This window comes from Croceivirga sp. ABH4_376 (assembly GCF_056160685.1).
Genome location: NZ_JBSWXQ010000001.1, coordinates 836,522 through 858,847 on the forward strand (window position 1 = coordinate 836,522; position 22,326 = coordinate 858,847).

Sequence of the window (22,326 nt, forward strand, 5' to 3'; positions counted from 1 at the left end):
TTATTAGTAAACTTGGGGGTTTTAAATCAATAATTAACATAAATGAACAGACTATTTTTAGTTGTTACCAGCAGCATTTTATTTTTGACCGGGCTAACAGCGCAAAAAAAAGACATTACCCTTGAAGAAATATGGGGAGGTGCCTTTCGTACCGAGTATATGGATGCGTTGCGCTCTATGAACAATGGTAAAGAATACACCGTTCTAAACTTTAGCCGTAATCCGCAAGGAAGCAGTTTGGATAAATATGACTATAAGACGCAAAAAAAGGTAGCTACTATTGTAGCTTCTAATGATGCTATTCCCTTTTTTACATCCTATGAGTTTTCTGATGATGAATCTCAAATAATACTTGCCACAGAGATTGAACCGATTTTTAGGCATTCTAGACTGGGTGTGTATTATGTATACGATGTAAAATCAAAGGAATTGGTAAAAATTTCCGATGATAAAATACAGGAACCAGAACTTTCTCCAGATGGTACAAAAGTTGCCTACGCCAAAGAAAACAATCTTTACCTATTTAATCTTAAGACCAAGCAAACCAAACAATTGACCACTGATGGTTCAGCAGGTTCAATAATTAATGGTATCACAGATTGGGTGTATGAGGAAGAATTTGCATTTGTACAGGCGTTTGCATGGAACAGTAGCGGTACTAAAATTGCTTTCTTAAAGTTTGACGAATCCAATGTACCAAACTTTTCTATGGATGTTTACGGGCAAGACCTTTACCAATACCAATATCAATTTAAATACCCAAAGGCAGGAGAGGAAAATGCCAAAGTAAGTTTACACATGCTAGACGTAAGTTCTGGGGCTATTTCTGAGGTAAACCTAGGCAATCCCTACTATATACCTAGAATAAAATGGATGAATAATGCTGATTATTTAAGTGTTAGAACCTTAAATAGGCATCAAAACATAATGAAGTTGATTGCGGTGAATGCTAAAGATAATTCAACTGAAGTTTTATTGGAAGAGACAGATGATGCCTATGTTGACGTAACAGATGATTTGACGTTTCTTGAAGACGATAGTTTTATTTGGACAAGCGAGAGAGACGGTCACAATCATGTCTATTTGTATGACCAAGATGGTAATCTAATGAATCAAATTACTAAGGGGCCTTGGGAAGTGACCAAATATTATGGTTACGACCAAGCCAATGACCGTATCTTTTATCAGTCTACAGAAAATGGCTCCATTAATAGAGATGTTTACCATATTAACAGCAATGGTTCCGATAAGACTAGGTTAACCAACAAAGAGGGTACTAACGGTGCTTCTTTTAGTAGCGATTATAGTTACTTCATAAATACCTATTCCAGTGCCACTATACCTTATGAATTTACCCTGCACAAAGCATCCAATGGGAAAAAGGTTGCCGATTTAAAAGACAACAAAGCTTTACTAGTGCAATTAGAAGGTTATAATCTGGCCAAAAAAGAATTTAGTACCATTACTATAAATGGTAATGCGTTAAATATGTACATGTACAAGCCTGTAGATTTTGACCCAAATAAAGAATATCCTCTATTCATGTTTCAGTATAGTGGACCTGGTTCCCAGCAAGTGGCTAATAGATGGGGAGGAGCCAATGATTATTGGCACCAATTGCTAGCGGCCGAGGGTTACATCATAGCTTGCGTAGATGGTCGTGGTACCGGTTTTAAGGGTAGGGACTTTAAAAAAGTTACGCAATTAGAATTAGGTAAATATGAAGTGGAAGATCAAATAGCAGCTGCAAAGGAGTTAAGTAAGTTACCCTATATAGATGCAGATAGAACTGGTATTTGGGGTTGGAGTTATGGTGGTTTTATGTCTACCAATGCAATTTTAAAAGGGAATGATACTTTTGAGATGGCCATTGCGGTAGCACCGGTTACCAGCTGGCGTTTTTATGATACCGTTTATACGGAACGTTATATGCAAACGCCACAGGAAAATGCAAGTGGGTATGATGATAATTCGCCATTTAACTATCCAGAATTGTTAAAAGGTAAATACTTGTTGGTACATGGTACGGGTGATGATAACGTACACGTACAAAATTCAATGCGTATGATAGAGGCCTTGGTACAGGCCAATAAGCAATTTGATTGGGCAATTTATCCAGATAGGAACCATGGAATATATGGTGGTAATACCAGATTGCACCTATATACCAAAATGACCAATTTCATTAAGGAGAACTTATAATCTAGTAACTAAACTTAACTCAATATATGTCAGAAATGATAACACCGGCTAGCGAAAAGCAGTTATTAGGGCACCCGCAAGGATTGTTCTATCTCTTTTTCGCAGAGCTTTGGGAGCGTTTCAGTTTTTACGGTATGCGCGCCCTTCTTACCCTTTACATGGTAGATGTAATTTTTGAGGCTTTGGCTAAAAAAGATTACGCAACCGCAGCAGTTTATTCCTCTTACGGATCGTTGGTATATGCATCTACAGTTATTGGAGGTAGAATATCCGACGGTATTTTAGGAATGCGAAACTCTATTTTTTTAGGTGGTATTTTAATGTCTTTGGGGCATTTTGTACTCGCTATAGAAAATAATGTAGCCTTCTTTTTGGCCTTATCATTGATTATAGCGGGGAACGGTTTTTTTAAACCCAATATATCAACTTTTGTAGGGTCGCTCTATAAAGATGGAGACCCTAAAAAAGATTCTGGATTTACCATTTTCTATATGGGAATTAATATTGGTGGATGGGTAGCTCCATTACTTTGTGGTTGGTTGGCTGCGGCATATGGCTGGCATTATGGTTTTGGTTTGGCCGGTATAGGTATGTTAACCGGTTTAATTGTTTTTTGGAGTGGCATTAAAAAAGGTGTTTTTGGAGACAAAGGTTTACCACCAGACAATGGAAATATAGATAAGAAGGTAGCCGGTATTAAACAAGGTATTTTGGTGCCCATATTAGCGTTTGCTTCGGTACCTGTAATAGCCTATCTATTGTCTTCTTACCAAGCTTTGGGAGAGGAAGGTACGTGGTTGGGCGATCAGAACATCGTAAACATTATATTTAAGCTGATAGGTGTTTCTATTTTAGGATATTTAACCTACATCATGGTACAAGCAACCCCAGATGAGCGTAAAAAACTGTTTGTAGCTGTTCTTATCACTTTTTTTATGACCATTTTTTGGGGTTTTCATGAATTATCTGGAAGTGTAATAACCTTGTTTGCTGCTAGAAACGTGGATTTGGAAGGTATTATGTCTGCTTCGCAAACCAACTCTTTAAACTCTATGTGGATTATAATCTTAGCCATACCAATCTCTATGTTATGGCAGTGGTTATCCAAAAAGAATTTAAATCCTAGAACACCGTACAAATTTGGGATGGGATTGTTATTTGCCGGTATTAGTTTCTATGCATTGGCCATAAGTGGGGCAAGCGCCAACGAAAGTGGCTATGTACCCTTTGCGTATTTGTTGTTAATGTATTTTTTACTTTCTGTTGGTGAGTTGTTCATGTCTCCCGTTGGTTTATCAAAAATCACGGATTTATCTCCAAAACGTATTGTTGCTTTTATGATGGGAGTCTGGTTCTTGTCCTCGGCATTTGCGTTTCAAGTTGTTGGTTTTATAGGTAAACAACTTGCTATTGAAAGCTCTGACGGAACTATTTCTGGTTTTGAAACACTTACCGTCTATACGGACGGTTTTATGCTGATAGCAAAATATTCTTTAGGTGCAGGCTTGTTAGTGATCCTGGCTTCACCTTTAATTAAAAGACTAATGGGGAACGTTCACTAATCAGTACCCATCGGAAATAGAAAAGCTCCCTTTTTACGCGTGTCGTGAAAAGGGATTTCTTTTTTCAGACAGGTTTTTTGCCAAAGAGCACTCATGTAGGCATAATTACTACCGTCTGCAATAACCACGGTTGGTTTGCATTGCTCTAGTAAACGGTTAAGATTAATTTTAGGATTATGGGTAAGCCATAAGTAATCTACTTTTGTATGGCTTTGTGGTAACACAAGATTGCTATCAATCCTAAATAATTTTTTTTGGTTTATTGTGTATGCGTTTTGAAGTTCTTTTGTGGTCACATACTTTACGCGCTCAGCAATTATGTAATTTTTTGTGAAGTATTGGTGTTTAGCGCTGTTGGTAAAACAATTTAAATAGAACCCGTTTTGAGATAGTAAGGTACTCTGTTGGTTTTGATGTAGTATATAAGTATTTATCCTATTACTAGCTTTTAGCTCTTTAAATAAAAGTACACCTAAAAAAATACCTAAAGCACCAATAGAAATTACTAGTAAATCCTTTTTTGGTTTTGAAAAATACAAAACACTAAAAATTATAAATGCATAGCTTAGGATAACCTCAAAAAAATCAAAACTTATGTTGGTCAAAACAAACGCATCTTGCTCTGCAATTAACTTGATGATGTAATTCATCAATTTAATAAGACTATTATATAGGTTTACTAAAATGGCAGGTAAAGCATTGAGCATACTTAAGGCTATGGTTAATAAACCAAGGCCCAAAATAACGCCCAAAAAAGGAACAATTAATAAATTGGCTACAAAGAACAATCCTGGAAATTGGTGAAAATAAAACAGGCTTAATGGGAGCACACCCAATTGAGCGGCAATGCTAACCGCTAGCAACTGCCATATTCTATTGAAAAATAGGTTTTTAGGATACCAAAGTAGCATTAGTTTAGGGTGTAGCCAAACTATGGACAACACTGCGGCATAACTCAATTGAAACCCTACCTGAAAAAGGTTAAGTGGGTTAATCAACAATACGGTTACATACGATAATGCCAGTAGGTTGAAAGTGTTTGTAGGCCTATTGAGTAATAAGGCATAGGCAAGAAAAGAGTACATGGTACAAGCCCGCACAATAGAAGGGGATAGTCCAGCTAAAAAGGCAAACATCCACAAAAGAAGTAAACCTAGCAGTAGTTTAATTTGATTTCCGTAGGGAAGGCGTTCTAAAGGTTTGAGTATAAAATTGATGAGTAACAGTAAAATTCCAATATGAAGACCAGAAACTGCGAGGATATGTATCGCTCCAGCATTTTTATAGTCTTCTAGTACTTCTTGATTTACAGAATTACGATCACCTAAAATCAAAGCTTGTATAATACCCAATTCTTCATTGCCAAAACCTTCTTTTTCTAAACGGCTTATAATATGATTTCTGTAGTTGGCCATTAGTGTAAATAGTGTGGTATTTTTCTCCTCCAACTTTTTAAACCGCTCTGGTTGTAGCTGAATTCGATAATAAATATCTTGACTGGCCAGATATTTTTTGTAATTAAATTGATACGGATTTAGAGGTGCAGAAATAGATTTTATTGTAGCAATGGACACCAACTGGTCTCCCGGTTCTAAACCTTGCCCATTTAAGCTGTCTTTAAAAACGTTTAATAGGGCTACCCCCTTGGTTTTAGTGTTAGACAAACTGTTTACATTTACAATATAGTTTCTAGCATAGGAATTAGGTTTTAATTCGGACTGTACAGTAAGCGTAAGTTGTTGCGGATTGGAAGTAATTTTATGACTGTAATGAAGCTTTTGATTAATTGGAAGCGTAAGGCTGTGAACTAGTGCTCCTAATAATAGGCTGTTTATGAAAAATGCTAGGTTGGTAATTGGTTGTACCGTATGTTTTCGCTTTTTATGAATTGCGCCAAAAAACAATACTAAAATTAAAAAGGGTAGTAACCAATATAAAGCGGCAAGTTTTAATTGGTTATTGATTAATATGCCCAAGGTAATACCCAAGGAAATGCGTACGGATATAAAATCCCATAACCGCATGCTATAAGATTCTATTGGCTTTTACAAAACTATTACTCCAATACCCCTCTCGTAGGGAAGACACTATTACCCCTCTTGAAGTGGTGGCGTGTATAAATTTTATCTCATCGTCTGCTATAGAAACAACCAAGCCTACATGATTTATACGCTTGCTTTTTCTACCAGTTTTAAAAAAAAGTAAATCGCCCTTCTGTACTTGGGATAGATTAATTTTTTTTCCTTCTGTGGCCATCTGGTAAGATGCACGTGGAAAAGGAATATTGTTTTCTAACAAAGCAACGTAGATAAGTCCAGAGCAATCCATTCCTTTTTTGGTAGTACCACCAAACTTGTATCTTGTGCCTGTAAATTGTAAAGCAATGTTTATAATTTCATCTGCTTTTTCTAGTTCCTTGTTTTTCTTTTTACGAATTCTAGGAGCTGTTTCAGAAGGTTGGTCGGCTTCTATGGTAACCGTTTTCGCTTTTGCATAAGTAGTTTTCTTCTTAACCACACAATTTGTGAGCGATATAGATAAAACCAAGAGCAAAAACTTTTTATGCATTGAAAGGGGTTAAGAACAATCGTTTTTAAAGTTAGGTGTTTTTTACGATTAATTTTGCTGCTTTTTCACTGGCTCCAGCACCGCCTAGCTTTTTTTCTAATAACGCATAATCGGCTAACATCTTATCCCTAGCATTCCCGTTAACAATTTTGGTTAGCTCCTTCTGTAAGTTTTTTGGGGTCAATTCATCTTGTATTAATTCTTTAACAACCTCTTGGTCCATAATTAAATTTACAAGTGAAATGTATTTTAAGGTAATGATTCGTTTTGCTATTTGGTAAGAAACCCAATTGCCTTTATAGCAGACCACTTGTGGTACTTTAAATAACGCGGTTTCTAGCGTTGCAGTTCCGCTTGTTACCAATGCGGCGTGAGAATGGCTCAACAGGGAGTAGGTTCTGTTTTTTACAAAACTTACCGTGCCTTTTTTTAAATACTTTTCGTAAAAATTATTGTCTAGACTGGGGGCGCCAGCTATTACAAATTGGTAGTCTGTAAATAATGGAGCCATGCTTAACATAATCGTTAGCATTTTATCTACCTCCTGTTTTCTACTACCAGGCAGTAAGGCAATAATTGGTTTGTTGGGGTGTAAATTGTTGGTATTCCTAAATTGCTCCGAGTTTACTTGTTCGGTTTGGGAAATGGCATCTAAAAGCGGATGCCCAACAAAGTTAACAGGGTAATTGTATTGGCTATAGAAAGCTTGTTCAAAAGGAAGTATAACATACATATGGTTAATGTATGCCTTTATTTTATGTACACGACCAGCTCTAGATGCCCAAACTTGGGGGCTAATGTAATACTGCGTGTTATAGGCGTTTGCTTTTGCCCATTTTGCTATGCGTAGATTAAAACCAGAAAAGTCTATAAAGATAATGGCATCTGGTTTAAACTGGGTAATATCAGTTTTGCAATATTTTATATTGGCGAATATTTTGGACAGATTTTTTATAACCTCAAAAAAACCCATAAAGGCCATTTCTTTATAATGTTTGGCCAAGGTGCCACCTGCCGCCTGCATCAAATCGCCGCCCCAACATCTTATTTCTGCATTTGGGTCTTGTTCCTTAAGTGCTTTAATTAAATTAGAGCCGTGTAAATCTCCAGAAGCTTCGCCAGCGATGATGTAATATTTCATCTTAAAAAATCTTAAAATATAAAATAGTCAGGGCGGTAATTACGGTAGCGATCATAACACCACGGGCACGGTAATCTCTTTTAAGTTTTAAAAATCCAAAAAATGCTAAAAGATTAAGGATTGCCCCAAGTGCTAGAATACTGCCTAAGTGTCCTTGCTCTCTTGCGGCCTTTAGCGTTTCTATAATGCTAAAATCTGAAAAGATTAAGATATAGAGTAGTGAGCCAAACGTGTTGGCAATAAGACCAACTATTAGACCAATTAGTACGTCTTTTTTTGGGTTATTCATTTAAATTCCAATTATTTAATGTTTGCATGGCGTGGTGGGCGGTTAAATCGAACTGAGTGGGTACAACTGAAATGTAATTGTTGTTTAAAGCAAAAATATCCGTATCCTCTCCTTTGTCCAAAAGTTCAAACTCGCCAGTTAACCAATAATATTCTTTGCCACTAGGGCTAAAACGTTTGTCAAATTTTTCTTTCCAATTTGCCTTTGCTTGTCTACATACCCTGATACCTTTAACGGGCTTGCCATTTGTATTGGGTATATTCACGTTTAATACGGTGCCTTTAGGTAAGCCGTTGGTTAAAGCTTCAGTAACAATTTGTTTTATTTCTTTGTCAAAGCTATCAAAATTAGCATCCCACTTATAATCACATAGCGAAAACCCTATGGCCGGCAGGCCTTCTATGCCAGCTTCTATTGCAGCACTCATTGTACCAGAGTAAATAACGTTTATGGAGGCATTAGAGCCGTGGTTTATACCACTCACTACAATATCTGGTTTTTTAGGCAATAGTTCTTGTAGGGCCAACTTAACACAATCCGCAGGCGTGCCGCTACAACTGTATTCTAAAGACGCGCCATTCTCTTTATCAATGGTCATTTTTTTAGAATAGAGGGTGTTGTCTATGGTTATGGCGTGTCCCATTCCAGATTGTGGGCTATCTGGGGCTACCACCACAACCTCTCCCAACTCTTTCATTAAAGCAATTAATTTTCGTAGACCTGGTGCGGTAATTCCGTCATCATTGGTAACTAATATTAAAGGTTTTTCCATTGGGTATAATTAATAGCGTAAAAATACGTTTTTCATTAGGATGTGGTGAATGTTCCGTTTAACAAAAAATTAAATGGACATACCCAAACTGGCATGGTTTTTTCAGTATCTTAGAGAATTAAGAGTGGTTATGCAGTGCTGCTGTAATCCAATTTTATAATTATAAATCACTGTTCTAACAGGTTATTATGAAGAAGAATTTAATATTAGTCCTTTTGGTGGGGATGGTAGCTGTAGCTTCTTGCAGTTTTACCAACAAATCTTTTGAAAACGATGATAAGGATAAATTGTTGTTGGATTTAATCACCTACGTACTAGAAAAAGGGCACTATGAGCCTAAAGAAATAAACGATAAGTTTTCTGCTAATGTATTTGAAGATTTCTTAGATATTTTAGATCCTACAAAACGCTATTTTTTAGAAAGCGACATCAAGGAATTTGAGAAATACAAATATCAAATTGATGACCAGATTAAAAATACGGACATAAGCTTCTTTAGTATTGTACATGAACGTTTAATCCAAAGAATGGACGAGGCCAAAGAGATTTATGCTGAAATTTTGAGTGAGCCTTTTGATTATACCATTAAGGAGGATATTAATGTTGATTATAGCGAAGAACCTTACGCTAGCAATAGAAGACAATTAAAAGAGCGTTGGAGAAAACAATTAAAGTATAACACTTTAGGGGTTTATGATAATAAAGTTACCATTAGGAAAACAGCGCTTAGTGGAAATTCCAAAGAAGACGTTGGGCCAGATATGGCATCTGTAGAGATAGAACGAGCAAAGGATAACGGTTCTAAAAATTTAAAAGACATGACCTTGGCCGAAGTAGAAGTGGCTTCTAGGGAGAATGTAAAGAAAAATTTGGATGAATATTTTGATTTTGTTTCTGATTTAGAGCGAAAAGATTGGTTTGTTCAATATTTGAATACCATTGTAGATGAGTTTGATCCACATACCTTCTACTTTGCCCCAGAAGAAAAAGACAAATTTGACATAAGCATGTCTGGAAAATTCGAGGGCATTGGGGCACGTTTACAAAAGAAAACAGAAGGTGCTAAAATAGTTGAAATCATTTCTGGTGGGCCAGTTTGGAGAGACAAGACACTAGAAGTAGGTGACGAAATATTAAAAGTGGGTCAAGACGGCGATGAACCAATTGATATTGTGGGCATGCGTTTAGATGATGCCATTAAATTGATAAAAGGACCAAAAGGTACCGTGGTAGATTTAACAGTTAGAAAAGTTGATGGTACCGTTGAGGTTGTTTCCATAACCAGGGATGTAGTAGAATTAGAAGAATCTTATGCAAAGTCTGCCACAGTAATTAAGGGAGACAGAAAGTACGGTCTTATAGACTTGCCAAAATTTTATGTTGACTTTGAAGATTATACCGAAAGAAATGCCGCCTCTGACGTTGCTAAAGAAGTAGAGCGTTTAAAGGAAGCCGGTGCGGAAGGACTAATATTAGATTTAAGGGATAACGGTGGCGGTTCTTTGAAGACCGTTGTTGAAATGGCAGGTTTATTTATAAAGGATGGCCCAATAGTGCAGGTACGTTCTTCTGGACAGCGCAAAGAAATACATGAAGATAAGGACGAAAGAATTCAATGGGATGGCCCACTGGTTATCTTGGTAAACGAACTTTCCGCTTCTGCCTCTGAAATTTTAGCAGCTGCCATGCAAGACTATAAAAGAGCAATTGTAATTGGAAGCAAGCAAACATTTGGAAAAGGAACCGTTCAGAATGTAATACCGTTAGACAATATTGTTCGTAGTAATGAGCATGGAGAATTGGGAGCCATAAAGTTAACTACTCAAAAATTTTATAGAATTAATGGTGGCTCTACACAATTAGAGGGTGTTAAAAGTGATATTGTGGTGCCAGACAGATACAGCTATATAGACCTAGGGGAACGTGATCAGGACAATCCTTTGGGGTGGGATAGAATCTCCCCTGCAGACTACAATACCTGGGAAGGGTATTTAGATTATGAAGGTACCATTGCAAGAAGCAAGGCACGCATGGCTAGCAACAATCAAATAAAAATGTTGGAAGAAAATGCAAGATGGGTAAAAGAACAACAAGATGAGAATGTGGTTTCTTTAAACTATGAACTTTACAAATCTGAGCAAGAGGCTAACAAACGTAAATCAGACTACTTTAAGGCACTAAGGGATTATGATTCTAAGTTAACGTTCGAGTCCTTAAAATATGAGCAAGAGTTGTTCACTCAAGACGAAATTCTTCGTGAAAAAAGAGATAGGTGGCATAATGAACTGGCCAAAGACGTGTATGTAGAAGAAGCAGTTAGTGTTTTAGAAGATTTAAAACTTACCGCGATGAAGCATCAAAATGCAAAATTAGCTGTAAAAGGATAAAAATTCAAAAGCAAGCATAGATTAGAGGTCCTAGCAATTTTGATAGGACCTTTTTTATGCAATACTTTTACGGTTATGAAACGTAAATATTTTTACCCTTCTGCTATAGCAGTGCTTACCATTGGTTTTTGGTTGTTCAATAATTTTTATACTCCTGCTAGTTATAGTGATGATAATCAAAAAACAATAAAAACGAACGCAGACGACTTGTATATGCCTAGTTCTACCTACGGAGAAATAGTTGCACACAATTATTATACGCTTTCTTATAGTGAGCCTCACGAGCAGGCAGAATGGGTTGCTTATTGGTTAAAGAAAGAACACCTAACTTATGATGATCGTAAACGACCTTATTTTATAGAGGATCCAAAGGTGAAGACAAAATCTGCGGATTGGAAAAATTATAGGGGTTCTGGTTATGATAGAGGGCATTTGTGTCCGGCTGGAGATCGTAGGTTTAGTTTACAGGCGTATAATGAAACATTTTATACCTCAAATATTTCACCTCAAGATAGAGCATTTAATGCAGGTATTTGGAATAGGCTCGAGCAAAAAACAAGGTCTTGGTGCAAAAAATATGGAGATTTGTTTATTGTAACCGGGGGTGTTTTAGAAAACGGATTAAAGGAAATAGGAGAGGAAGATGTTGATGTGCCTAAATTGTTTTACAAAATAATACTAAGAAAAAAAGGTAATGCGTATACGGCCTTAGCTTTTTTAATGCCCAATAAAGAGCGTAAAGATGCATTTGAATCTTTTGTGGTATCCATAGATAAATTAGAGCAGGTAACAGGTATAGACTTTTTCAAATCCATGCCCAAGGAAACACAAGACCAATTAGAAGCGAATACTTTTATTGATGATTGGAGCTTCTAGAGCTCGTTTAAACGTTCTGTATCAAACTTAAGAAAGATAAAAAGCATAGCGGTAAAAAATATAAGTCCTGAGCCACCATAGCTAAAAAAGGGTAAAGGAATACCAATAGTGGGTAATAAGCCAATTACCATACCTATATTCACAAAATAGTGGGTGAGTAGTATAGAGATTATACCGTAGCCGTACATTCTACTAAAAGACTTTTTTTGGCGTTCTGCCAACATAATGAGTCTTAAAAAAAGTAAGGAGAAAACCACCACCACAAACGTAGTGCCCATAAAACCCCATTCTTCACCAACAGAACTAAAAATATAATCTGTATGTTGTTCTGGAACAAAGTCGCCTTTTGTTCGGGTTCCTTCCAAAAAGCCTTTTCCAGACAAGCCACCAGATTCAATAGCCTTTTCTGCTTGGTAGGTATTGTATCCTATTGTTTTTTTTATTTGTTGAATGCGTACGGGGTCTTTTTCTAAGCCTAACCAAAGACTAAACCGATCCCGATGCCTTTGTTCAAAAACATTGTTATAAACAAAGTTTACGGATAACGAAATAACCACCGAAGCCACCAAAAATAGAACTAATGGTAAAGTTGGAATTTTAAATTTTGATTTTTTAAACAGGAAAAACAGTGATGTTAAAATTCCTAAACCAATGCAGACCCAAATAACCCCATATTTGAGGGTGGTTACAAATAAAACAATTAGCATTAGGGCAAAGGCTAAATATTTCATGGGAAATCCTTCTCTAAAGAGTACAAAGAATAAAGAAAAGTAAACCAATGCGCTGCCTGGGTCTGGCTGTGGCAATATTAATATTATTGGTACAAGAAGTATTAACACGGCATACCACTGGTGTTTCCCTTTTTTAAGGTCCGTTTGTATATCGCTCAAAAACTTGGCCAAAGCCAAGGCTGTTGTAAGTTTACCTAATTCTGAAGGTTGAAAATTAAAGAAACCTAGATCATACCAACTTTTGGCACCACCAATGGTTTTTCCAAATAAGAAAAGGCCAATTAAGAAAATGATGGATACTACATAGAATAGGCCAGAAAAACGCTCTAAAAATGCACTTTCCACAGCAAATATCAAAATGATAAATACCAAGGAAACTCCCATGAAAAAGAACTGTTTTCCGTACAACGTATTCATGTTGAACAAAGAGGTTTCAGGGTCTAGCATTGTTGTGCTATAAATGTTGACCCAACCAAAAACAACCAAAATGAGATACAGAAAAATAGTTAGCCAATCTAGGCGTTTTAGCAGGTTGCTACCAGCCATATTCATTTATTTTAAATGGTTCTCCGCTCAGGGGTTTAGCATACTCGTGCTCTAGGGTTTTTTCCAGCATTTTCTTCTCTAAGTCGGTTCTGGTTATTGCTCTTTTAATGTATTTTTCTATCATCAACGAAGCAATGTGTCCGGCATATCTTGAGCCATAATAGCCATTTTCGATATACACGGCAATGGCAATTTTAGGTTTTTTAATTGGAGCAAATGCAGAAAAAAGAGAGTGGTCTGTTAGTTGCACTCTTTTCCCATCAATTTTTGTAAAGTTTTCTACGGTACCCGTTTTACCCGCAATATCAATATCAGGTATTTTTAGCCAACGTGCGGTGCCTACATTGTAAACGTTGGCCATACCTTCAATAACAGGTTCAAAATGTTTTGGTTCAATGGTGGTATATTTCCGTTCCGTAAACTCAGCGTTTATGTCAATATTGTTACCAATTTCTTTAATTACATGGGGGGTATAATAAAACCCACGATTAGCAATTGCCGCGGTCATATTTGCTAATTGTATTGGGGTTAAGGCAACTTCCCCTTGGCCAATAGAATTGGAAATAATTGTAGAACTTGCCCATCTATTGTCTCCATACCATTTATCGTAAAATTCCTTATCAGGAATTCTTCCAGGTCTACCGGTTGGTAAATCTACACCCAGATAATCGCCAAGACCAAAACTTTTCATGTGACCTTCCCAAGCATCCATTCCCTCATCTGTGGTTTCATACTTACCATAAATCTTTCTAAAAGCGCCAGCAAAGTAAGCGTTGCACGATTTATAAATACCAGAATTCATATCGCGAACACCGCCACCACAATGGCATCCTTTTTTGTGATTACCAACATAGAATCCATTATAACACGTAAAGCGAGTATCAGGGTCAATTACACCTTCTTGCAGGGCAACTAACGCATTAAGTGTTTTAAATGGTGATCCAGGGGAAGGTTCTGCTAATATGGAACGGTCCCAAGTAGGCCTAGCTATACTGTCATAATGTAATTTGCTATAATTTCTAGAGCGCTCTCTACCAACTAAAAGTGCAGGGTCATAAGTGGGGCCAGAGATAAGGGCTAAAATTTCTCCCGTAGATGGCTCAATAGCCACAATACCACCTCGTTTACCATTCATTAGCCGTTCGCCATATTCCTGCAAGTCTTTATCTATTGTTATATGAAGTTCCTTTCCCAGTTTGGGTAGGGTATCTAACTTGCCGTCTTTGTATGGGCCTATGTCCCTATTAAAACGGTCTTTCTGAATGTATTTTACACCCTTTCTACCCCGTAAAATTTCTTCGTATTGCTTCTCTATTCCGGTTCGTCCTTTAAGTTCTCCGGCACGGTAATATGGATTTGCCCGTAAATCTGTTTCGTTAACCTCACTAATGTAACCCAAAACATTTGCGCCACTATTGGTTTTGTAGTCACGTAAAGATCGTTTTTGTATATAAAAACCAGGGTATTTACGCATTTTCTCTTGCAGACCAGCATAATCTTCCTTGGATAGTTGCGGTACCAGTACAGAGGGTAATCTTGGTGAATACCTTCGGGCTTTTTCTATCTGAAAATTAAATCGTTCTTGGCTAATACCCAAAAGGCTACAAAATTCTAAAGTGTCCAGGGTTTTGGTTTCCCTAGGAATAACCATTACATCATAGGCAGGTTGGTTGCCTACCAAAAGTTTGCCATTGCGATCGTAAATATACCCGCGCTCAGGGTAATCATATACGGCTTTAATGGCTGGGTCTTCTAATATTTGATTGGGCGCAAAACGAATTAACTGCAAATAGGATAGTCTACCTATAAAGGTAAAACCTACAATAACAATTATGGAGGATAACAATAGCCTTCTCATTTTTACAATCTAAATATCTTGATCTGTGGCAAATAACGAACTCAATAATATACTAAATAGAAACGTTACAATAGCGGTAAAAAGTATCTTCTTTAAAATTAAAAGTATATGCGAAAAACTTAAAATTTCAAAAGAAAAATATACTATATGTTGTATTAAAATTAGCAATAATAAGAAGGTGGCACGCTGTACCTTGGTCGTATTTTTATAAGTAAATCCTTGAAATTCAAAATTAACCCCAAAACAAAAACGCATTAGCAGTGGTCTACTAAAAGCTACGGTTATTGCAGCCATTGCGTGTAAGGCAGTTGTGTCTGAGAAAATATCAATTAAAAGCCCTAGGATAAAACTTAGTAGAATAAAAACGGATTTGTTCTCACGTATAGGATACCAATAAAAAAATAACACATAAATAAGTGGGTTTATGTATCCGTAAAAGTTTAAATGATTAAAGATAAGTACCTGGGCAAACACCAGTAATACTAAACGAATTAAAGAAAGTAGTATTAGATTATTTTGCATCTTCTACTGCTTTTTGTAAGTCTATAATCTCTTTACGGGCCTTGTTTTTAATTACATAAACGTTCTTTACGTTAGCCATATCATTAAACAAGGTTACATCTATTGTGTATGTGCTTTGGTTTTGCCCTAACTCAAAAGCCTTAATGGTTCCAATAGGTATGTTTTCTGGAAAAATGCTAGACATGGCACCTGTAGTAATGGTATCTCCTTGAACCAATGGTACCGATCTAGGAATATCTATTAGCTGTACTACATTGTAATCTTTTGCATTCCATACTAAAGATCCAAAATAATTAGTGTTTTTAATTTTAGCATTAATATTTGATTTTGTATTGAGTATACTTTGTACAACGGTAAAACCATTAGAGGTGTTTTCTACAATACCAAGAATGCCTAACGGGGTTATAACGCCCATATCTTGTTTTATGCCTTGCTTTTCTCCTTTGTCTAGGGTAATGTAGTTCCTAGGCGAAGCATACATATTTTTGATTATCTGAGCAGGAACAATTTCAAAATTCAAAGTACTGTCCGTCAAGTATTCCTTAGGAGCGTTTAACACTTGTTCCCTTAACTGTTGGTTCTCTTCTACTAGGCGTTTATTTTCTTCTTTTAGGTTGAAATAGTTGGTGATACCGTGCGAAATACCGTAGATAGTACCACTTATCCATTTAGTAGAATTAAAATAACGGGATTGATGGTAATTATGTGAATTTATGGTTATTCCCAATGAAAGCACCAACAACACAACATAAAGAAATGTATTTCTATTGTTGAGAATAAAGTTGATGATTCTTTGCATTCCATCAATTCAGTTTTACCCCAGTAACATAAAAGGAGTGGTAAAGGTTTTTTACTTAATTAAAATGTTTTTGTAGCGGTCTAGATTTTTTAGGGCTATGCCGGTACCACGTACAACCGCTCTTAAAGGATCTTCGGCAATATAGACGGGTAAATCTGTTTTTTGAGATAAACGTTTGTCCAAACCACGAAGCATAGAGCCTCCACCAGCAAGGTAAATACCTGTGTTGTAAATATCCGCAGCAAGTTCTGGTGGTGTTTGGGAAAGGGTCTCCATTACAGCATCTTCTACGCGTAAAATACTTTTATCTAAGGCCTTTGCAATTTCACGATAGGTAACTTGTACCTGCTTTGGTTTACCAGTTAACAAATCCCTACCTTGAATCTGCTTGTCTTCTGGAGGGGATTGTAAATCTTCCGTTGCAGCTCCAATTTCAATTTTTATCGCTTCTGCAGTACTTTCTCCCACATATAAATTGTGTTGTGTACGCATGTAATAGATGATGTCATTGGTAAACACATCACCGGCGATTTTTACAGATTTATCGCAAACAATACCACCAAGGGCTATAACCGCAATTTCGGTAGTACCACCACCTATATCTACAATCATGTTGCCTTTGGGTTGCATAATGTCTAATCCAATACCTATTGCTGCTGCCATAGGTTCGTGAATTAGGTAGACTTCTTTACCATTAACACGTTCTGCAGATTCCCGTACGGCACGCATTTCTACCTCGGTTATACCAGAGGGAATACAAATTACCATGCGCAATGCAGGTGGGAACCATTTCTTTTTAAGCGCAGGTATGTTCTTAATGAACATATTGATCATCTTTTCAGAAGCATCAAAATCTGCGATTACACCATCTTTAAGTGGACGTATGGTTTTAATGTTTTCATGGGTTTTCCCCTGCATCATACTCGCCTCCTTACCTACGGCAATTATCTTCCCAGACACACGGTCACGGGCAACAATGGAAGGGCTATCTACCACAACCTTGTCCAAATGTATTATTAAGGTGTTTGCCGTACCAAGGTCAATGGCAATCTCCTCGGTCATGAAATCAAAGAATCCCATAGAAAGGTCCTAATTTTAGATTAAAGGTAAATTTTGTCGGTAAAAGTAAGCAATTTAATGCTTAAAATGTCTTGTGCCTGTCATTACCATAGAAAGTCCGTTTTCGTTACAGTAATCTACGCTCAATTGGTCTTTTATAGAACCCCCTGGTTGTATAACGGAACTAATACCTGCTTTGTGGGCAATCTCCACACAATCAGGAAACGGGAAAAAAGCATCACTAGCCATTACCGCGCCGTTCAAATCAAAATTGAAAGAACCCGCCTTATGTATGGCTTGGTTTAAGGCATCTACCCTAGAAGTTTGCCCGGTACCGCTAGCACACAATTGTTTGTTTTTTGCTAATACAATAGTATTACTTTTGGTGTGTTTACAGATTTTAGATGCAAACAGCAAATCTTCTATTTCCGCTGCAGTGGCTGCCTTATCGGTAACGTTGTTTAAATCTTCTTTTGCATCGCTCTTATTGTCTTTGTCTTGTAATAAGAAACCGTTTAAACAAGTACGTACTTGGTTAGCTGGTAATACGACTTCTTTCTGTATTAGGATGATTCTATTCTTTTTGCCTTTTAAAACCTCTAGGGCGTCATCAGAATAGGAAGGAGCAATGACTACTTCACAAAACAATTGGTGGATTTCTTCTGCAGTTGCCTTGTCAATTTCTGTGTTACTAATTAAGATGCCCCCAAATGCAGAAACAGGATCACCTGCTAATGCATCTATATACGCTTCTTTAATAGTATTTCTAGTGGCAAGACCACAAGCATTGTTATGCTTTAAAATGGCAAAGGTAGGAGCGTCGTTTTGGAATTCTCCCATTAAATTAACGGCGGCATCCACATCTAAAAGGTTGTTATAAGACAACTCTTTGCCGTGTAGTTTATCAAACATGGCATCAAAATCTCCAAAGAAATATCCTTTTTGGTGTGGGTTTTCTCCGTAACGCAATACCTGCCCTTGCGTTTCGCTAATTTTTAAGCTGGTTACGTCTTGTTTTTGATTAAAGTAGTTGAAAATGGCAGAATCATAATGCGATGAAACATTAAACGCTTTAGCGGCGAACAATTTTCTTTCTTCTAAGGTAGTCCCGCCATTACCATTAGTGATGATTTCTAAAAATTGGCTGTAATCTTCCATGGAGGAAACACAAAGCACATCTTTGAAGTTTTTGGCAGCCGCTCTAATCAAGGAAATACCACCTATGTCAATTTTTTCGATTATATCTTGTTCGGCAGCACCGCTGGCTACCGTTTTTTCAAATGGATACAAGTCTACAATAACGATATCTAACTGTGGAATTTCAAATTCTTCCATCTGAGCCACGTCTCCATCATGGTCTTGTCTATTTAAGATACCACCAAAAATTTTAGGATGTAAGGTTTTAACGCGTCCACCTAAAATGGATGGATAACTGGTTACATCTTCTACGGCAACTACATCTATGCCTAAATCTTTTATGAACTTCTCCGTGCCTCCGGTAGAATACAGGGTAACCCCAAGTTCGTCTAGTTTTTTAACAATAGGTTCTAGTCCGTCTTTATGAAATACGGAAATTAATGCCGATGTTGCTTTTTTGGTAGTACTCATTAGAATTTTGAAGTGGAAAAAATTAAGCTTCAAAAGTACTTTATTTCACCAAAAAAAACCTTACGGGTTATTAACAAAAACCCTTAAGTTTTAAAGAATTTGAGAAACACCTTGGTTTATCCATTCTAGAAAACGCTCGTCTTCTTGCGTAAATGGGTCTGGTGTGTTGGAATCGATATCTATCTGGCCAATATTCTCGCCATTTTTAAATAATGGAATTACAATCTCTGACTTTACGGTAATGCTACAAGCAATATAATTGTCTTGCGCTTGTACATCTGGTACTACAAAGTTTTGGTTGCTTTCTGCTACTTGGCCACAGATGCCCTTTCCAAATGGGATAATAGTGTGGTCTGTAGGGGCACCAGCGTAACTACCTAATTTTAGTTCGCGCTTATCTCCGTTTTTAAAGTAAAAACCTACCCAGTCATAATGAGGGATTTCTGCTTTTAATAACTCACAAATAGCTTGCATACGTTGGTCCACGGTTTGCGTGGTGTCGCTTAAAAGAGTAGTTACCTGTGGTTTTAAAGCTTCGAACATGGTAATTAATTAAAATTAGAGTGCAAAAGTCGGTAGTATTCCTATTCCTTACAATAGAAGCTGTTAAAAATATATCAAACAAAAACGCGTTTAAGTATCGAGCTGATAATTTTGTATTTTTGCAGGGTGAAAAAAGTAGTAACAAATAGCTTTTCTATAGCACTAGCTTTCCTAGTATTGCTTTCTACCTTCTCATGGACGGTAGATAAGCATTTGTGTATGGGCAGGGTTATGGATGTTGCCTTTTTTCATGGTGCGGAAGATTGTGGTATGAAGGCTGCAATGGCTGCCCTAGAAATGGAACAGGAAAATCCAGGCTGTTGTGATGATGACTCTTTTACAATGTCTGGGCAAGACGATTTAATCAAAGCCTCTTGGGACGATTTAGATTTTGAGCAACAAGTTTTTCTACAAACCTATACGGTTGCTTATCTTCATTTGCAATCCGTAGAGCTAGACACGGCTACTACGCATCTTATTGAAGCGCCTCCTTTACCTGAGCGGAAACTACATCAGCTTTACGAAGTATATCTAATTTGATTTTAAGGTTTTACAAGAAATAGGTCTATGACCTACAAAGTTGTATGTAACCTTATTATATCAAATTACAATGAAAAATAATTATTGGCTTTTCGCCATTTTAGTACAAATTTTAACTTTTGGTCATGCCCAAGACAAAGTAGAAGGCATGATTATGGAAGGCAATGCAGAAGGAAAGCATTTGGCACTTCCCGGAGCTAATGTGTTCTGGCTCAACTCACCTATAGGAACAATAACCAATGAAGAGGGTCTTTTTGCCATTCCCTATACTGGTGAATACGATAAATTGGTTATTAGTTATATTGGTTTTAAAACCGATACTTTAACCATCATGGAACCAAAGATGGTGCATCATACGCTGCAGCCTTCCAATCAATTAGATGAGGTTGTGGTGGAACAAAAAAAAGATGCGGTACAAAAGGCATTTTTATCTTCAGAGAATATAGTTACTATAAATAGTGCCGAATTGTTAAAGGCGGCTTGTTGTAATCTATCAGAAAGTTTTGAAACCAATCCGGCTATAGATGTAAACTTTAACGATGCGCTTACAGGTACAAAGCAAATAGAGATGTTAGGGTTAACAAGTCCGTATATCTTAATTACACAAGAGAATATACCCATGGTTCGTGGTGCTTCTCAAACCTTTGGCTTAACATTTACCCCAGGAACTTGGGTAGAAAGTATACAGATAACCAAAGGGGCAGGTTCTGTAGTTAATGGTTACGAAAGTATATCTGGACAAATTAATACAGAGTTGGTAAAGCCTTTCACGGATAATAGGTTGTTTGTGAATGGATACGCAAATCAAAATGGCAGGTACGAGGTAAATACGCACTTAAACACTAAGGTGACGGATAAATGGTCTACAGGCTTATATGTGCATGGTAACAAAAGAAGCCAAAAAGAGGATAATAACTATGACGGGTTTTTAGATGTGCCCTTGGCAGACCAGTTAAATGTTTTTAATAGATGGCAATACCAAGATGCGGCAAAAGGTTGGGTAGGTTTTTTTGGAGCTCGCTTTTTAGTTGATGATAAACAAGTGGGGCAAGTAAGTTTTAATCCGGAAACTGATAAATTTACCACCAATGCTTGGGGTAGTGAGATCAATACAAAACGTTATGACCTTTCTGGTAAAATGGGTTACGTATTTCCGGATATGCCCTTCCAGAGCATGGGCCTGCAAATAGCTTTTAGTAAGCACGACCAAGATTCGTATTACGGATTTAATCAATACGATATTTCACATGCTAGTTTGTATTCCAATTTGGTATTCAATTCTATTCTGGGCGATACTAGAAACACCTTTAAAACGGGTATTACCTTTGCTTATGATCAATATGACGAATTGGTAAATACAGCCGATTTTAATAGGATTGACCGTTCTGTTGGTGCTTTTTTTGAGTACGCCTATACCAATCTAGAGAAATTAAGCCTCACCGCTGGCGTTAGGGTAGATAGTCATAATAGATTAGGTACGTTTTTTACGCCTAGATTACATGTTAGGTATACCCCTTGGGAGAATGCAAGTTTAAGAGGTTCTTTCGGTATTGGCCGTAGGGCCGCAAATATTTTTGCTGAAAATCAACGTTTGTTCGCATCTAACAGGGAATTACTGCTTAATAACACTACAGGCCCTGTTTATGGCTTTGAACCCGAAAAAGCAACTAATTTTGGACTGAGTTTTTTACAAGGATTTACATGGATTGGCCGAAAAGGAAATTTAGGCTTGGATTTTTACCGTACCCAGTTCAATAATCAGGTAGTGGTAGATTGGGAGAATCCTACTCAGGTAATTTTTTCCAATTTAGTAGGGGAGAGTTATGCTAATAGTTTTCAGGTAGAATTAAATTATGAGGTTTTACCACGGCTAGATTTTAGAACCGCTTACAAGTTCTATAGTGTTAATACCAATTTCCAAAACGGATTGCTGCAAAAACCATTAACGGCTAAAAACAGGTACTTTTTAAACCTGGGATACACCACTAACCCTAAAGAAAATGGTGCGCAATGGCGAATGGATTATACCTTGCATACCGTTGGGCAACAACGTTTGCCAAGTACTGGGGTATTTGAGCAAAATTACCAATTAGGGGATGCTTCCCCTTCTTATGTTTTGATGAATGCACAGGTAACCAAAGTGTTTTCTAATGCTTTTGAAGTGTATTTGGGTGGTGAAAACTTAACTAATTTTACACAGGATAATCCTGTTCTTGGGGCCAATGACCCTTTTGGTCCAAACTTTGATACTAGCATAGTGTATGCCCCCATAATGGGTAGAATGTTCTATGCCGGATTTAGATATAAACTTAATTAAACAATA

Annotated in this window: 18 protein-coding genes; 6 read left to right on the forward strand and 12 right to left on the reverse strand. The window is 37.0% G+C overall.

The features are described 5' to 3' along the window. The first annotated feature begins 42 nt into the window (after positions 1 to 42). A complete protein-coding gene (locus ACXAGS_RS03660) occupies positions 43 to 2,202 on the forward strand; it encodes a S9 family peptidase (RefSeq protein ID WP_474904601.1) in 2,160 nt (719 codons plus the stop codon). Positions 2,203 to 2,228: 26 nt separating this feature from the next. Continuing rightward, on the forward strand, positions 2,229 to 3,764 hold the full coding sequence (locus ACXAGS_RS03665; RefSeq protein ID WP_474904603.1) for a peptide MFS transporter: 1,536 nt from the start codon (positions 2,229 to 2,231) through the stop codon (positions 3,762 to 3,764). Here the strand turns inward: ACXAGS_RS03665 and ACXAGS_RS03670 are convergent. Genes ACXAGS_RS03670 through surE form a run of 5 tightly spaced genes read right to left on the reverse strand, consistent with a single transcriptional unit; the run spans position 3,761 to position 8,534 of the window. After that, positions 3,761 to 5,788, reverse strand: a complete 2,028-nt coding sequence (locus ACXAGS_RS03670; RefSeq protein ID WP_474904605.1) for a ComEC/Rec2 family competence protein — start codon at positions 5,786 to 5,788, stop codon at positions 3,761 to 3,763. The genes ACXAGS_RS03665 and ACXAGS_RS03670 overlap by 4 nt on opposite strands. A gap of 1 nt (position 5,789) precedes the next feature. After that, complete coding sequence (locus ACXAGS_RS03675; protein WP_474904607.1) at positions 5,790 to 6,332, reverse strand: C40 family peptidase; 543 nt, start codon at positions 6,330 to 6,332, stop codon at positions 5,790 to 5,792. Positions 6,333 to 6,363: 31 nt separating this feature from the next. Beyond that, on the reverse strand, positions 6,364 to 7,473 hold the full coding sequence (gene lpxB, locus ACXAGS_RS03680) for a lipid-A-disaccharide synthase (protein WP_474904609.1): 1,110 nt from the start codon (positions 7,471 to 7,473) through the stop codon (positions 6,364 to 6,366). 1 nt (position 7,474) lies between these two features. Continuing rightward, on the reverse strand, positions 7,475 to 7,762 hold the full coding sequence (locus ACXAGS_RS03685) for a hypothetical protein (RefSeq protein ID WP_474904611.1): 288 nt from the start codon (positions 7,760 to 7,762) through the stop codon (positions 7,475 to 7,477). Continuing rightward, the gene (gene surE, locus ACXAGS_RS03690; protein WP_474904613.1) at positions 7,755 to 8,534 is read right to left on the reverse strand and encodes a 5'/3'-nucleotidase SurE; all 780 of its coding nucleotides are present in this window, start codon (positions 8,532 to 8,534) and stop codon (positions 7,755 to 7,757) included. The genes ACXAGS_RS03685 and surE overlap by 8 nt, the downstream gene beginning before the upstream one ends. Before the next feature lie 188 nt (positions 8,535 to 8,722). Between surE and ACXAGS_RS03695 the strand changes: the two genes are divergently transcribed. After that, positions 8,723 to 10,921, forward strand: coding sequence for a carboxy terminal-processing peptidase (locus ACXAGS_RS03695; RefSeq protein ID WP_474904614.1), 2,199 nt, complete (start codon positions 8,723 to 8,725; stop codon positions 10,919 to 10,921). Positions 10,922 to 10,996: 75 nt separating this feature from the next. Beyond that, positions 10,997 to 11,797, forward strand: a complete 801-nt coding sequence (locus ACXAGS_RS03700) for a DNA/RNA non-specific endonuclease (RefSeq protein WP_474904616.1) — start codon at positions 10,997 to 10,999, stop codon at positions 11,795 to 11,797. Here ACXAGS_RS03700 and rodA read toward each other — a convergent pair. From rodA to ACXAGS_RS03735, 7 genes are all read right to left on the reverse strand, one after another. Continuing rightward, positions 11,794 to 13,074: a rod shape-determining protein RodA gene (gene rodA, locus ACXAGS_RS03705; RefSeq protein WP_474904617.1), complete on the reverse strand. Its 1,281-nt coding sequence runs from the start codon at positions 13,072 to 13,074 to the stop codon at positions 11,794 to 11,796. The genes ACXAGS_RS03700 and rodA overlap by 4 nt on opposite strands. Next, positions 13,064 to 14,932 (reverse strand): penicillin-binding protein 2, encoded by a 1,869-nt coding sequence (gene mrdA, locus ACXAGS_RS03710; protein WP_474904618.1) that lies wholly within the window; start codon positions 14,930 to 14,932, stop codon positions 13,064 to 13,066. The genes rodA and mrdA overlap by 11 nt, the downstream gene beginning before the upstream one ends. A 9-nt stretch (positions 14,933 to 14,941) precedes the next feature. Continuing rightward, a complete protein-coding gene (locus ACXAGS_RS03715; protein ID WP_474904620.1) occupies positions 14,942 to 15,454 on the reverse strand; it encodes a rod shape-determining protein MreD in 513 nt (170 codons plus the stop codon). Next, entirely contained in the window at positions 15,444 to 16,253 is an 810-nt protein-coding gene (gene mreC, locus ACXAGS_RS03720) for a rod shape-determining protein MreC (protein ID WP_474904621.1), read from the reverse strand. Before mreC ends, ACXAGS_RS03715 begins: the two co-directional genes overlap by 11 nt. Before the next feature lie 51 nt (positions 16,254 to 16,304). Continuing rightward, the gene (locus ACXAGS_RS03725) at positions 16,305 to 17,333 is read right to left on the reverse strand and encodes a rod shape-determining protein (protein ID WP_010518258.1); all 1,029 of its coding nucleotides are present in this window, start codon (positions 17,331 to 17,333) and stop codon (positions 16,305 to 16,307) included. A 54-nt stretch (positions 17,334 to 17,387) separates the two neighbouring features. Beyond that, positions 17,388 to 18,920: a bifunctional phosphoribosylaminoimidazolecarboxamide formyltransferase/IMP cyclohydrolase gene (gene purH, locus ACXAGS_RS03730; RefSeq protein WP_474904623.1), complete on the reverse strand. Its 1,533-nt coding sequence runs from the start codon at positions 18,918 to 18,920 to the stop codon at positions 17,388 to 17,390. Positions 18,921 to 19,010: 90 nt separating this feature from the next. After that, positions 19,011 to 19,463, reverse strand: a complete 453-nt coding sequence (locus tag ACXAGS_RS03735; RefSeq protein WP_474904625.1) for a GAF domain-containing protein — start codon at positions 19,461 to 19,463, stop codon at positions 19,011 to 19,013. A gap of 126 nt (positions 19,464 to 19,589) precedes the next feature. On the opposite strand from ACXAGS_RS03735, the gene ACXAGS_RS03740 reads away from it, so the two are divergent. Both ACXAGS_RS03740 and ACXAGS_RS03745 read left to right on the forward strand, forming a co-directional pair. Beyond that, the gene (locus ACXAGS_RS03740) at positions 19,590 to 20,003 is read left to right on the forward strand and encodes an HYC_CC_PP family protein (RefSeq protein WP_474904627.1); all 414 of its coding nucleotides are present in this window, start codon (positions 19,590 to 19,592) and stop codon (positions 20,001 to 20,003) included. Positions 20,004 to 20,073: 70 nt separating this feature from the next. Beyond that, positions 20,074 to 22,320, forward strand: a complete 2,247-nt coding sequence (locus ACXAGS_RS03745) for a TonB-dependent receptor plug domain-containing protein (RefSeq protein ID WP_474904628.1) — start codon at positions 20,074 to 20,076, stop codon at positions 22,318 to 22,320. The last annotated feature ends 6 nt before the right edge of the window (positions 22,321 to 22,326 follow it).